Origin of the sequence: Streptomyces sp. NPDC097619, assembly GCF_040302735.1 — a bacterium.
Taxonomy (GTDB): domain Bacteria; phylum Actinomycetota; class Actinomycetes; order Streptomycetales; family Streptomycetaceae; genus Streptomyces.
Genome location: NZ_JBEOSD010000075.1, coordinates 23172 through 35899, shown reverse-complemented (window position 1 = coordinate 35899; position 12728 = coordinate 23172). Strand labels below are relative to the sequence as shown.

The following is a 12728-nucleotide window of genomic DNA, read 5'->3' as shown; positions in this document are numbered from 1 at the left end:
CCACACACCACATATAACCCCTCTGTTCGTGAGTTCCCGTGGCGTCCTCACCCCGGGGGGGCCCGGCCCCCCCCCCCCTTCCCGGGGTGCGGGCCCGCGGCACGTCACCGGCCGTGCCGTGCGGGCGGTGCCGGTCGGTCCGCAAGAGGCCGCTCAGATGTGAACGAGCGGCTTTGAGGAGTCTCCTGCGGCCTGCCATCTGCGCCAGGGCAAGTCTTCCGGAATGCGTGAGGTACCAGCGAAGAACGACGATCGCAGTGGTTTCACACTGCTTTCAGCGCATCTGATGAACTTAGGGCCGGCGCGTACAGCGACATGGAATGCTTGCCGCGTGCCGCCCGAGTTTCCGTCTATGAAGGCAAGTGCCCTGCTAGGGGTGCTGCTGCGCCAACCGCTCGGCTATGTGATCGTTCGACAGAAGGGATCGCATCGCATCTTGAGGTCAGAGGGCTACCCACAGTTGCTCTTCTCTTTCCATGACGGAGTCACCGTACCGCCTGGGCTTGTTCGGAAGTACCTTGTCAATGACATCGGACTGAGCCCTGATGCGGCCCTGCGACTCCTGGGAGGGAAGTGAGATGCAGACCATTACTGTGCTCTACCACCAAGAAGGCGGCTCCTGGTGGGCAGAGTCTCGGGATGTTGCGGGCTTTGCGGCTGTCGGGGACTCGCTCGCCGAGGTGAGGGGGCTTGTTCAGGACGGGCTGCCCTTCTACCTGGAGGGCGAACCGTTCGAATTTCGAGAGCAAGTCAGTCAGCCGAGGCCGGGCAACACAGTGAAGATCCTCAATGCTTCGCCCAGTGCTCCAATGTGGCTGCAAGGCTCGCAAGACGATGTCGCACCAGTCGTCGTCGTAACCGGCACAACAGCAACGGTCAAGGTCGTGATGAGCAGCCCGACCTACGCTTGACAGCTGGCGATGACAGGACGCTGGTCTCCTGAAAGGACCGTTCGCCCTATGAGGGTGACCATGATGCTCTGTGACCACGCACAGGTGGCAGAGGGCAAGCTCTTCATTTCTGGTGGAGGGTGGAGCGTCACGGGGCCGATGCCCAGCCCCAGCGCCGTAGCGCTCAAGATCGAGGTGCCGTGGAACCAGGCCAATACTCCGATCAAATTCGTTCTGGAGCTCGTTGATCAAGACGGTAAGGCAGTGCAGCAGCAGGGCCCCCTGGGCCTGCAGCCGCTCCGGATCGAAGGGCAGGTCGAGGTGGGGCGCCCACCCGGGCTCGCCCCGGGCACTCCGCTGGACGTGCCGCTTGCGATCGGTGTAGGACCCCTTCCTCTGATGCCAGGTAAGCGCTACACCTGGCGTCTTACGCTGGATGGGCAGACCGAGGAGGGTTGGCAGCTCTCATTCTCGGTGCGAGGTCAGCCTGGAGGCGGACGAGCTGCTGACTGAGAGTTCTGTCCGGATGCGCCGAGGGACAGGACGGATGCCGCTCCCTCCTGGTGGTACCCGCGAAGCATGCGGTGCCCCAGGAAGACCCCTGCCGACGTAAAGATGTACCACCGACTGGGTCGGCGGCCGGTCAGGTGGCCTTGCAGACGGTGTCCGCCGCGGGCACCTTGCCGTCCAGCAGGTAGCCGTCCACCGCCCGTTGCACGCAGCGGTCCCCGCTGTTGTAGGCGCCGTGGCCCTCGCCCTCGAAGGTCAGCTCCACGCCCACGCCCTCGCCGAGCCGCTCGACCATCTTCCGGGCCCCCTCGTAGGGGGTGGCCGGGTCGCCGGTGTTGCCGATCACCAGGATCGGGGCGGCGCCGGGCGCGCTGACGTCGGGGGTCTCCCAGGCCCCGGGCACCGGCCAGGCGCTGCACCCGAGCAGCCCCCAGCCGAGGAAGTCCCCGAAGACCGGCGAGGCGGCCCGGAACCGGGGCAGCGCCGCCTTGGTCTGCGCCAGGGTGTAACGGGATTCGTAGTCGGCGCAGTTGATGGCCGTGTTGGCGGCCCCGATGTTGCTGTAGGTGCCGTTCTGGTTCCGGCCGTTCATCGCGTCGGACAGGGCGAGCAGCAGTTGGCCCTGGCCGCCGTCGGCCTCGTCCAGGCCCTGTTCCAGCAGCGGCCAGAACTCCTTCGAGTACAGGGCCTGCGCGATGCCGTTGGTGGCGGCGGTCTCGGTCAGTTTCCGGTCGCCGCTGCCGGGGATCGGGGCGGCCCGCAGCCGCTTCTGGAGGTCCACGATGCCCTGCTCGACCTCCTCGGCGGTGGTGCCGGGCAGCCGGCAGTCCTCCCCGCGGTCCACGCAGTCCTTCGCGAAGTTCCCCAGGGCCAGCTGGAAGCCCTGGGCCTGCCCGAGGGAGCCCTGCTCGGAGGTCTTGGTCGGGTCCACCACCGCGTCGAACACGGCCCGGCCCACCTTGTCCGGGAACTGGTGGGCGTACACACCGCCCAGTTCCGTGCCGTACGAGATCCCGAAGTAGTACAGCTTCTCGTCGCCCAGGGCCTGCCGGATCCGGTCCAGGTCGCGGGCCGCGTCCGGGGTCCCCACGTGCGGCAGGACGGTGGCCGAGTTCTTCTCGCAGGCCGCCGCGTACCGCTTGAGCCCGTCCAGGTAGGCCCTCTCCTCGACCGGGCCCTCCGGGGAGGAGTCGCCCTGGTAGTACGCGTCCAATCGGCGGTCGTCCAGGCAGGTCACGGGCGCGCTGCGGCCCACGCCGCGGGGATCGAAGGAGACCAGGTCGAAGCGCTGCCGGAGCCGCTGGTAGTCCTGGGCGGCGCCGGGCAGCGCGGCCACCCCGGAGCCGCCGGGCCCGCCGAAGTTGAACACGAGCGAGCCGATCCGCTTCCCGGGGTCGAGGGCCTTGGAGCGGATGAGGGCCAGCTCGATGGTCTTGCCGTCGGGGTCGTCGTAGTCCAGGGGCACGTCCAGGCCCGCGCATTCCCACTCGGCGCCCGGCGGGCGGCCGTCGCCCTCGGCGGCGTTCGGGGCGGGGCAGGAGTCCCAGCGGAGCTCGGGCGCCGCCTTCACGGAGCCGTCGTCGTTCGAGCCGGAGCACCCGGCGAGGGCCAGCAGGGCGGCGGTCAGGGCGGCTGCGCCACGCAGCCCGGCGGAGGTCGGCATGGGCCCATCCTCTGCCGGTCCGCGGGAGCCCGCCCGCCCACTACCCCATGCGGGTGCCCGGCCGCGGGCCGGACGGCCCGGGTCAGGCCGCGGGGGCCAGGAGTCCGCGGGCCGCGGCCCGGCCGGTGGCCACGCACGCGGCCACGCCCACGCCCTCGTACGCGGCCCCGCAGACGGCGAGGCCGGGCAGCTTGGAGACGGCCTCGCGGATCCGGCCCACCCGCTCGCGGTGCCCCACCCCGTACTGGGGGAGTCCCCGGTCCCAGCGGGTCACCCGGGTCGCCACCGGCTCCCCGAGGGGGCCCGCGGCCAGGTGCAGTTCGCCGATGGCGGCCCGGACCAGCTGCCGGTCGGTGAGGTCCAGCGGGCCCTGCTCGCCGGCCCGGCCCACCGAGGCCCGCAGCACGAAGGTCTCCGGGGCGGCCTCGGCCAGCCAGGACCACTTGTTCGAGAGGAAGGAGGCCGCCTTCAGCAGGTGTCCGTCCACCGGGGGCACCAGGAAGCCGTTCCCGGTGGGCAGGGCGTGCGCCCGGTCCCGGGCGAAGGCCATCGTGATCACGGCGGTGGAGGCGTGCGCGATGCCCGCCAGCTCCTCCTCGGCCATCGGGGAGTGCGGGCGCAGCAGCTCGGCGGCGGCGTGGGCGGGCAGGGCGAGGACCACCCCGTCGGCCGCCATGGTCAGGGGGCCGTCCCCGGTCATGGCCTGCACGCGCCAGCCGCCGCCCGGCAGCCGCTGGAGGGAGCGGGCGGTGGTGGAGGTGAGGATCCGGGCGCCGGAGGCGGCGGCCACGGCCTGCGGGAAGCGTCCGGTGCCGCCGCGGACGCCCTGGACGGCCACCGGGGCCGGGCGGGGCGCGCCGGCGGCCCGCATCCGCAGCAGGGCGGGCAGCAGCGCGCCGCCCTGTTCGGCCACCGCCGCGATGCGGGGCATGGCCGCCCGGAGCGAGAGCCGGTCGGCCCGTCCGGCGTAGATGCCGCCGAGGAGGGGTTCCACCAGCCGGTCCACGGTCTCCTGGCCGAAGCGGCCCGCCAGGTAGGAGGCCACCGAGCAGTCGTCGGCGAGCGGCGGGGCGGGCAGTTCCGCCTCGCGGGCGGCCCGGGCCACGCCCTCCGGGGAGAGCAGCCCGGAGGCTTCCAGGGCGGCCGGGTCGGTGGGCACGCCCATCACGTGGCCGGCGGGCAGCGGGCGCAGGGCGCCGCGGGTCCAGATGGTGGTGGGGGACCGGGCCGGATCGCAGAGGGCGTCGCCCAGTCCGACGGCCGCGGCCAGTTCCACGGCCTCGGGGCGCAGGGCCATCAGGGATTCGGCGCCCTCGTCCACGGTGACCCCGGCGAGGGTGCCGGTCCGCAGTTTGCCGCCGACCCGGTGCGCGCTCTCCAGGACGGTGACGTCCGCCCGTCCGCGCAGCTCCCAGGCCGCCGCGAGTCCGCTGATGCCACCGCCGACGACGATCACCGAATGCATGTGTCCGCTCTCCCGCAGAGAAATGTTCCCTTACTGAACATATGGGCTGGGTGTCCCTTGTGTCCTCATGCTTTCGGTCAGGACCCGCAGCTCCTCCTGGTAGGGGAAGGAGCCCGGCCGGTACGCGCAGTACGGATCCGCCGCCAGCACGTCCCGGCTCACCCCGTAGGCCCGGGACCGGGAGCCCCCGCACACCGTCCTGAACTCGCACCGGCCGCACTTCCCGCCCAGCCGGGAGGGGTCGCGCAGGGCCGTGAACAGCTCGGACCCCCGGTACAGGTCCATCAGTTCGCTCTCGCGGACGTTCCCCGCGGACAGCGGCAGGAACCCGCTCGGGTGCACCTCGCCGGTGTGCGAGACGAACACGAACCCCCGGCCGGAGGACACGTCCATCGGAGGCCGCCGCACCGCCCGCCGCTCGCCCTCGAACAACCCCAGCTCCGCCGCCCGTTCGGACAGCCGCGCGTACAGCGGCCCCAGCTCCGGCCGCTCGCCGCGGGCGTCCAGCACGGCCCGCTGGAGCGCCACCCGGCGGAAGTGGTGCCCCTCGGTGGTCTTCGTCGCGAACACCGCCCCGCAGTCGTACAGGAAGTGCAGGGCGTCCTCGGTCTCCTCCGGGGTCAGCCCGTCCAACCGCTCCCCGCGCCCGGTCGGCACCAGCAGGAAGCCGGACCACAGCAGGGCCCCCTCCCGCCGCACCACCGCGGCGACGTCCGCCAGGTCGTCCAGGCTGTGCCGGGTCACCGTGGTGTTGACCTGCACCTTCAGGCCCAGCTCCCGGGCCGCCCGCCAGCCCTCCAGGGTCCACTCGTACACCCCGGGCACGCCGCGGAAGGCGTCGTGCCGCTCGGCGGTGGAGCCGTCCAGGGAGAGCGAGACGGCCACCGCCCCCGCCTCCCGGATCGCCGCCAGGTTCTCCCGGGTCAGGGTCGGCGTCCCGGAGGGCGAAACCGCCACCCGCAGCCCGAGCCGGGTGCCGTAGGCGACCAGCTCGATGAGATCGGGCCGCTGGAAGGGGTCCCCGCCCGTGATCACGAACAGCGGGGAGGGCCGCCCGAAGGCCGCCACCTGGTCCATCACGCGGCGGGCCGCCGCCCCGTCCAGCTCCTCGGGATGCCGGGCGGTCTGCGCCTCGGCCCGACAGTGCAGGCAGGCCAGCGGGCAGGCCCGGGTGGCCTCCCAGATCACGATGAAGGGGCGTTCGCCCACCGGGTGCCGGGGACGGCGCACCACGGCCGGTCGGCGCGCGGCGCTCACGAGACCCGCTCCCAACCGCGCTTCTGCTCGCGGTTGGCCAGCAGCTCCGGGTCCCGGCGGCGGTAGACCACGTACGGGCGGAACAGGTACCGCACGGGCGCCGAGAACATGTGCACCAGCCGCGAGTACGGGATCAGCGCGAACAGGGTGAACCCGCACAGGATGTGCAGCTTGAAGGCCAACGGCGCGCCCTGCATGAGCGCGTGGTCCGGGGAGAGGGTGAACAGGCTGCGGAACCACGGGGAGATGCCCTCGCGGTAGTTGTAACCATTCGTCGCGCCCGTGGAGTTGAGCACGGTCGCGGTGATGCCGAGGAGGATCGCGCCGAGCAGGAAGGTGTACATCAGGTGGTCGCTGCGCAGGGTGGCGCGGCGCACGGCCGGCACCCGGAACCGTCGCCACACCAGGATCCCGATGCCCACCGCGGCCGCCAGGCCCGCGACGGCACCCGTGGACACGGCCATCAGGTGGTAGGCGTGGTCGCTCAGGCCCAGGGCGTCGGTCCAGCTCATCGGCACCAGCAGTCCCACCACGTGGCCCAGCACCACGAAGAGCATGCCGAAGTGGAAGAGCGGGGAGCCGATCCGCAGCAGCCGGGACTCGTGGAGCTGGCTGGAGTGGGTGGTCCAGCCGAACCTGTCGTAGCGGGCGCGCCAGACGGTGCCCGCGACCAGCAGGACGACGGAGACGTACGGCAGTACGCCCCACAGCAGCAGGTCGGTCATGCGGGCAGCCTTTCGGGGAGGGCGGGCCAGGGGAGGTCGCGGGGGGCGGGGCCGCCGCCGCGCAGGGCGACCGGCAGGTCCTCGGGGGCGTCCAGTCCGGGGCCGAAGGGTTCGAGGGCGGTGCCCGCGCCGACCAGTTCCTGCGGGGGCCCGCTCGCGGCGAGGGCGCGGGCCTCGGCCTTGGTCTCGGGGGAGGGGCCGGGCAGGGTGGCGCAGACCGCGGTGAGCACCGGGGCGTAGGGGCCGCCGGACTCGGCGAGGGCCAGCCGCAGCAGCTCCAGACCGGCCCGGTGCTCCTGGAGGAGCTCGGTGCCGGCCTCCTCGCGCAGGGCCGCGAACTCCAGGGCCACGGGCAGGAAGTCGGGCAGTTCCTCCCCGGCGTACTCCAGGCCGAAGTCCCGGTAGATCCGCTTGAGGCGGACCAGCGACAGGCCGCGCCGCCGGGTGTCCCCGTCCGTCCACCAGGTCAGGTACAGGCAGCGTCGGTTGCGGGTGTCGAACGTGTTCGTGTACCGCTCGCACAGCGCGAGCGGGGCCAGGGTCTCGGTCTCGTCGAGGAAGGCCCGGAGAAGGGCGGCCGGTTCGGGGGACGCCCCGGTGAGGGCCGCACGGAGCCGTGGCAGTTCATCGTGGAAGCGGTCTCCGGGGTACTGGAGGAGGGCGCCCGCGACGAGGCGGACCAGGGCGTCGGGGCCGAGGGGCGCGGTGGTCACGGGTTCCTCCGGGTGGCGCCGAGGTTGAGGGTCGCCTTCGGGGAGGGCAGGGCGCCCACCGGGCAGCCGGCCTCCTCGGCGGGCAGCGGGTGGCCGTCGGCCAGCGCCTCGGCCTCGGGCCGGGCGGCGGTGGGGATCACGAAGCGGTCCTCCAGCTTGGCCACGGCCAGCAGCCGGAACATGTCCTCCAGCTCGGTGCCGGTCAGGCCGACCGCCCGGGCCAGGGACTCGTCCCGCTCCTCGCCGAGGTTGATCCGCCGCATGTAGGAGCGCATGGCGGCCATCCGCTTCAGCACGGCCTCCACCACGTGGGTGTCCCCGGCGGTGAGGATCTCCGCCAGGTACTCCACCGGGATGCGCAGGGCGTCCACGGCCCCGAAGAGGTTGCCGGCGTCCTCCCCGTCCCGGCCGGTGGCGGCCACGGCGTCGACCACCGGGGAGAGCGGGGGCACGTACCAGACCATCGGCATGGTCCGGTACTCCGGGTGCAGGGGCAGGGCCACCTGGTAGGTGGCGATGAGGTCGTACACGGGGGAGCGGCGGGCGGCGTCCAGCCACTCCTCGGTGATCCCGGAGGCGCGGGCGGCGCGGGCCACCTCGGGGTCGTGCGGGTCGAGGAAGCACTCCACCTGCGCCGGGTAGAGGTCCTGCTCGTCCTCCACGGCCGCGGCCTCGGCCACCTTGTCGGCGTCGTAGAGCATCACGCCCAGGTAGCGCATCCGGCCCACGCAGGTCTCGGAGCACACCGTGGGCACGCCCACCTCGATCCGCGGGAAGCAGAAGGTGCACTTCTCGGCCTTGCCGGTGTGGTGGTTGAAGTAGACCTTCTTGTAGGGGCAGCCGGTGACGCACATCCGCCAGCCGCGGCACCGGTCCTGGTCCACCAGGACGATGCCGTCCTCCTCCCGCTTGTACATGGCCCCGGAGGGGCAGGAGGAGACGCAGGCCGGGTTCAGGCAGTGCTCGCAGATCCGCGGCAGGTAGAACATGAAGCTCTGCTCGAACTCGAAGCGGATCTTCTCGCCCACCTCCTCCCGGATCTTCTCGATCACCGGGTCCTTCGGGCCGTGTTCGGGGGCGCCGCCGAGGTTGTCGTCCCAGTTCGGACCCCACTCGATCTTGTCCACGGGCTCGCCGGTGACCTGCGAGACGGGGCGGGCCACGGGCAGGTCCTGCCCGGCCGGGGCCTCCGTGAGGTTCTTGTACTCGTAGGTCCAGGGCTGGTAGTAGTCCGCGATCTCCGGGAGGTCGGGGTTGGCGAACAGCTTGCCGAGCTTGGCCAGCCGGCCGCCGGCCCGCAGCCGCAGCCGGCCGGAGCGGGTCCGCTCCCAGCCGCCCTTCCACTTCTCCTGGTCCTCCCAGCGGCGCGGGTAGCCCTGTCCGGGGAGGGTCTCGACGTTGTTGAACCAGACGTACTCGGTGCCCTGCCGGTTGGTCCACGCCTGCTTGCAGGTGACCGAGCAGGTGTGGCAGCCGATGCACTTGTCGAGGTTCATCACCATCGCGATCTGTGCCATGACGCGCATGCGACTAGAACTCCACCTTCTGCGAGCGGCGCCGGATCACGGTCACCTCGTCGCGCTGGTTGCCGGTCGGGCCGAGGTAGTTGAAGGCCCAGGTGAGCTGGGCGTAACCGCCCACGAGGTGCGTGGGCTTGAGCATCACGCGGGTCAGGGAGTTGTGGATGCCGCCGCGGCGGCCGGTCTTCTCCGTCTTGGGGACGCCGACCGTCCGCTCCTGGGCGTGGTTCATGTAGACCGTGCCGGGCGGCATCTTGTGGGAGACGATCGCGCGGGCGGTGACCACGCCGTTGCGGTTGACGGCCTCGATCCAGTCGTTGTCCGCGACCCCGATGGCCTCGGCGTCCTGCGGGGACATCCACACCGTCTGGCCGCCGCGACCCAGCGTCATCATGTACAGGTTGTCCTGGTACTGGCTGTGGATCGCCCACTTGTTGTGCGGGGTGAGGTACCGCACCGCCACGCTCGTGCCGTCGGTGCTGCCCAGCTCGGGCTCGCCGTACAGCCGGTGCATGTCCAGCGGCGGCTTGTACACCGGCAGGGACTCGCCGACCTCGTGGAGCCAGTCGTGGTCGAGGAAGAAGTGCTGGCGGCCGGTGAGGGTGTGCCAGGGCTTGAGCTGTTCGGTGTTGACGGTGAAGGCGGTGTAGCGGCGGCCGCCCGACTCCGAGCCGGACCACTCCGGAGAGGTGATCACCGGCACCGGCCGGGCCTGGGTGTCCGCGAAGGTGATCCGCTTGCCCTCGGCCTCGGCCGCCAGGTGGGCCAGGGGGGTGCCGACCTTCTTCTCCAGGGTCTCGAAGCCCTGGGTGGCCAGCCGGCCGTTGCTGGTGCCCGACAGCGACAGGATCGCCTCGCAGGCCCGCTGCGCGGTGTCCAGGCGGGGACGGCCGTCGGCCGGGCCGCCGCGGACCGTGCCGTTCTTCGCGGCGAGGTAGGCGACCTCCTCCGACACCTCGTAGGTGACGGCCTTGGTGGTCACGCCCAGCCGGTCCACGAGCGGACCCAGCGCGGCGAACTTCTCGCCCACCGCCCCGTAGTCCCGCTCGACGACGGCCAGGTTGTACAGGGTGCGGCCCGGTACGGGCTCGCACTCGCCCTTCGACCAGTCCAGGGCCACCCCGCCGGGCTGGGCCATCTCCCCGCCCGGGGTGTCGTGCTGGAGGGCGGTGGCGACCAGGTCCTTGCGGACGCCCAGGTGCTCCCCGGCCAGCTCGCCGAAGCGGCGGGCGATCGCCAGGAAGGCGTCGTAGTCGGAACGGGCCTGCCAGGGCGGGTCCACGGCCGGGGTGAAGGCGTGCAGGAAGGGGTGCATGTCCGTGGACGACAGGTCGTGCTTCTCGTACCAGGTGGCGGCCGGCAGCACCACGTCCGACAGCAGGGTCGTGGAGGTCATCCGGAAGTCCATGCTCATCAGCAGGTCGAGCTTGCCCTCCACGTCCTCCTCCCGGTACGTGACGTCACGGGGCGAGCAGCGCGGTCCGTCCTCGGGCAGGTTGGAGTGGGTGCCGAGGAGGTGCTTGAGGAAGTACTCGTTGCCCTTGGAGCTGGAGCCGAGCAGATTGGCCCGCCACACGTTGAGCACGCGCGGCCAGTTCCGGGGGGCGTCGGGGTCCTCCCCGGCGAAGCCGAGGGTGCCCGCCTTCAGTTCGGCCACCGCCTCCGCCACCGGGTCGGCGGCGGCGCCCAGTTCGAGGGGGTTGCGGTCGAAGGTCGGGTAGGAGGGCATCCAGCCCATCCGGGCCGAGGCGGCCAGGCAGTCCGCCCCCGACATCCCGGCGAAGGCCCCCGTGCCCAGCGGGGAGGCCAGCGCCTCCGCGGGCAGGGTGTCGTACCGCCACTGGCCGGTGTGCAGGTAGAACCAGGCGGCGCCGATCATCTGGCGGGGCGGCCGGGACCAGTCGGAGGCGGCGGCGAGGGTGGCCCAGCCGGTGACGGGGCGGCACTTCTCCTGGCCCACGTAGTGGCCCCAGCCGCCGCCGTTGCGGCCCTGGCAGCCGGTGAGGGTCAGCAGTGCCAGGAAGGAGCGGTAGATCGTCTCGGAGTGGAACCAGTGGTTGGTGCCGGCGCCCATGAGGATCATGCAGCGGCCCCGCGACTTCTCGGCGGTCTCCGCGAACTCCCGGGCCACCCGGGTCGCCTGCGCGGCGGGCACCGAGGTCAGGGACTCCTGCCAGGCGGGGGTACCGGGCTGGGTGGCGTCCTCGTAGGAGGTGGGCCAGCTGCCCGGCAGCCCCGGCCGGGCCACCCCGTACTGGGCCAGCATCAGGTCGAGGACGGTGGTGACCAGGTGTCCGCCGAGCCGTCGGACCGGGACCCCGCGGCGGACGGTGCCCTCCTCGTCGGCCTCGAACCGCGGCAGCACGATCTCCGCGGTCTCCGCGGTCCCGTCGGTGTCGCCGTGCAGGGTCAGTCGGGGCACGGTGTCACCGAGGTCGAGGTTCCAGTCGGGCTGCTCGCCCGTGCCCCAGCGGTGGCCGAGGGTGCCGTTCGGGACCACCGGCTCGCCCGTGGCCTCGTCCAGCAGGACCGTCTTCCACTCGGCGTTCTCGGTGTCCTCCCCGAGATCGGCCGCGGTCACGAACTTGCCCGGCACCAGGCCCTGTTCCGTCTCCCTCAGGGTGACCAGGAACGGCAGGTCGGTGTACCGGCGCACGTAGTCCGCGAAGAAGGGGGTCTCCTTGTCGACGAAGAACTCCTTGAGGATCACGTGCCCCATCGCCAGGGCCAGGGCCCCGTCCGTGCCCGGGTGCGGGTGCATCCACTCGTCGGCGAACTTGGTGTTGTCCGCGTAGTCGGGGGAGACCGTGACGACCTTCTGACCGCGGTAGCGGGCCTCGGCCATCCAGTGCGCGTCCGGGGTCCGGGTCACGGGGACGTTCGAGCCCCACATCATCAGGTAGGCCGCGTCCCACCAGTCCCCGGACTCCGGCACGTCCGTCTGGTCGCCGAACACTTGCGGCGAGGCCACCGGCAGGTCCGCGTACCAGTCGTAGAAGCTCAGCATCGGCGCGCCGATGAGGGAGTGGAAGCGGGCGCCCGCCGCGTGCGAGGCCATCGACATGGCCGGAATCGGGGAGAAGCCCGCCACCCGGTCCGGCCCGTGCTCCTTGATGGTGTGCACGTGCGCGGCGGCCACCAGCTCGGACGCCTCCTCCCAGGTCGCCCGAACCAGGCCGCCCTTGCCGCGGGCCCGCTGGTACCGCCGGCGCCGCTCCGGATCCGCCTGGATGTCCGCCCAGGCCAGCACCGGATCGCCGAGCCGCTCCTTCGCCTCCCGGTACATCTCCAGCAGCGCGCCCCGGACGTACGGGTAGCGCACCCGGGTGGGGGAGTAGCTGTACCAGGAGAAGGAGGCGCCGCGCGGGCACCCCCGGGGCTCGTACTCGGGCCGGTCCGGACCCACCGAGGGATAGTCCGTGGCCTGGGTCTCCCAGGTGATGATCCCGTCCTTGACGAAGACCTTCCACCGGCAGGACCCGGTGCAGTTCACCCCGTGCGTGGAGTGCACCACCTTGTCGTGGCTCCACCGGTCCCGGTAGAAGGCCTCGGCAGCCCGACCGCCGGTGCGGTGCACCGTCCTCAGGTCCTCGGACACCTCGGCGCGGGTGAAGAAGCTCCCCGCCCTGACCAGTGCGTCGGCGGCGTCCTGTGCTGCGCCCTGATGCTTCTGCAACGCGACCCTCCAGGCCGGGAAGACATGCTGTTCCGGGCCCCGGCGGCACCCGGGGAATACCGGGCAGGAGGCCCCAGGAATCGACCGTACGTCCCCGGAAGACGCCGTTCCGGTGACAAAGGTCCCGATCCGCAGGGCCCTCCTCCCGGAGTTTCCCGGGCCCACCGGTGCCACCCTGGAGGGACGTCAACTCGCGCGCGGGGATGGGAAATACCGCGCTCCGATTCCGATTTCGCCGGGCGCGTCCGCCGTGCCGGCCCACCGAAGGCGGTTCCCCGTGCCGGCCACCCCCGCGCCCCTGCCCGCCGA

At 72.1% G+C, this 12728-nt stretch carries 10 protein-coding genes; 3 read left to right on the top strand and 7 right to left on the bottom strand.

The annotated features are described in order from the left end of the window. Positions 1-223: 223 nt before the first annotated feature. The 3 genes from ABTZ17_RS21055 to ABTZ17_RS21045 are packed head-to-tail and all read left to right on the top strand — an operon-like array spanning position 224 to position 1403. Positions 224-577 (top strand): type II toxin-antitoxin system HicA family toxin, encoded by a 354-nt coding sequence (locus ABTZ17_RS21055; RefSeq protein ID WP_352197189.1) that lies wholly within the window; start codon positions 224-226, stop codon positions 575-577. A gap of 1 nt (position 578) precedes the next feature. After that, positions 579-911 carry a type II toxin-antitoxin system HicB family antitoxin gene (locus ABTZ17_RS21050; protein WP_352197188.1) on the top strand — a complete coding sequence of 111 codons (333 nt, stop codon included), beginning with the start codon at positions 579-581 and terminating at the stop codon, positions 909-911. Positions 912-971: 60 nt separating this feature from the next. Further along, positions 972-1403: a DUF6941 family protein gene (locus tag ABTZ17_RS21045; RefSeq protein WP_502994768.1), complete on the top strand. Its 432-nt coding sequence runs from the start codon at positions 972-974 to the stop codon at positions 1401-1403. A gap of 130 nt (positions 1404-1533) precedes the next feature. On the opposite strand, the gene ABTZ17_RS21040 is transcribed toward ABTZ17_RS21045, so the two are convergent. From ABTZ17_RS21040 to ABTZ17_RS21010, 7 genes are all read right to left on the bottom strand, one after another. Beyond that, positions 1534-3063 (bottom strand): alpha/beta hydrolase, encoded by a 1530-nt coding sequence (locus ABTZ17_RS21040; protein WP_352197186.1) that lies wholly within the window; start codon positions 3061-3063, stop codon positions 1534-1536. Between the two features lie 82 nt (positions 3064-3145). Then, positions 3146-4528, bottom strand: coding sequence for a protoporphyrinogen oxidase (gene hemG / locus ABTZ17_RS21035; protein ID WP_352197185.1), 1383 nt, complete (start codon positions 4526-4528; stop codon positions 3146-3148). Between the two features lie 30 nt (positions 4529-4558). Next, positions 4559-5785: a TIGR04053 family radical SAM/SPASM domain-containing protein gene (locus ABTZ17_RS21030; protein ID WP_352197184.1), complete on the bottom strand. Its 1227-nt coding sequence runs from the start codon at positions 5783-5785 to the stop codon at positions 4559-4561. Further along, positions 5782-6510 (bottom strand): respiratory nitrate reductase subunit gamma, encoded by a 729-nt coding sequence (gene narI / locus ABTZ17_RS21025; RefSeq protein ID WP_352197183.1) that lies wholly within the window; start codon positions 6508-6510, stop codon positions 5782-5784. Before narI ends, ABTZ17_RS21030 begins: the two co-directional genes overlap by 4 nt. After that, entirely contained in the window at positions 6507-7223 is a 717-nt protein-coding gene (gene narJ, locus ABTZ17_RS21020; protein ID WP_352197182.1) for a nitrate reductase molybdenum cofactor assembly chaperone, read from the bottom strand. Before narJ ends, narI begins: the two co-directional genes overlap by 4 nt. Next, positions 7220-8749 carry a nitrate reductase subunit beta gene (narH, locus tag ABTZ17_RS21015; RefSeq protein ID WP_352197181.1) on the bottom strand — a complete coding sequence of 510 codons (1530 nt, stop codon included), beginning with the start codon at positions 8747-8749 and terminating at the stop codon, positions 7220-7222. Before narH ends, narJ begins: the two co-directional genes overlap by 4 nt. 4 nt (positions 8750-8753) lie before the next feature. Further along, positions 8754-12419 (bottom strand): nitrate reductase subunit alpha, encoded by a 3666-nt coding sequence (locus tag ABTZ17_RS21010; RefSeq protein WP_352197180.1) that lies wholly within the window; start codon positions 12417-12419, stop codon positions 8754-8756. Positions 12420-12728 lie beyond the last annotated feature (309 nt).

Excerpts from the sequence above, each read along its gene's own strand:
- ABTZ17_RS21040 (WP_352197186.1), bottom strand. The coding sequence starts at position 3,063 with ATGCCGACCTCCGCCGGGCTGCGTGGCGCAGCCGCCCTGACCGCCGCC.
- ABTZ17_RS21045 (WP_502994768.1), top strand. The coding sequence starts at position 972 with ATGATGCTCTGTGACCACGCACAGGTGGCAGAGGGCAAGCTCTTCATT.
- ABTZ17_RS21055 (WP_352197189.1), top strand. The coding sequence starts at position 224 with ATGCGTGAGGTACCAGCGAAGAACGACGATCGCAGTGGTTTCACACTG.
- narI (WP_352197183.1), bottom strand. The coding sequence starts at position 6,510 with ATGACCGACCTGCTGCTGTGGGGCGTACTGCCGTACGTCTCCGTCGTC.
- narH (WP_352197181.1), bottom strand. The coding sequence starts at position 8,749 with ATGCGCGTCATGGCACAGATCGCGATGGTGATGAACCTCGACAAGTGC.
- ABTZ17_RS21050 (WP_352197188.1), top strand. The coding sequence starts at position 579 with ATGCAGACCATTACTGTGCTCTACCACCAAGAAGGCGGCTCCTGGTGG.
- hemG (WP_352197185.1), bottom strand. The coding sequence starts at position 4,528 with ATGCATTCGGTGATCGTCGTCGGCGGTGGCATCAGCGGACTCGCGGCG.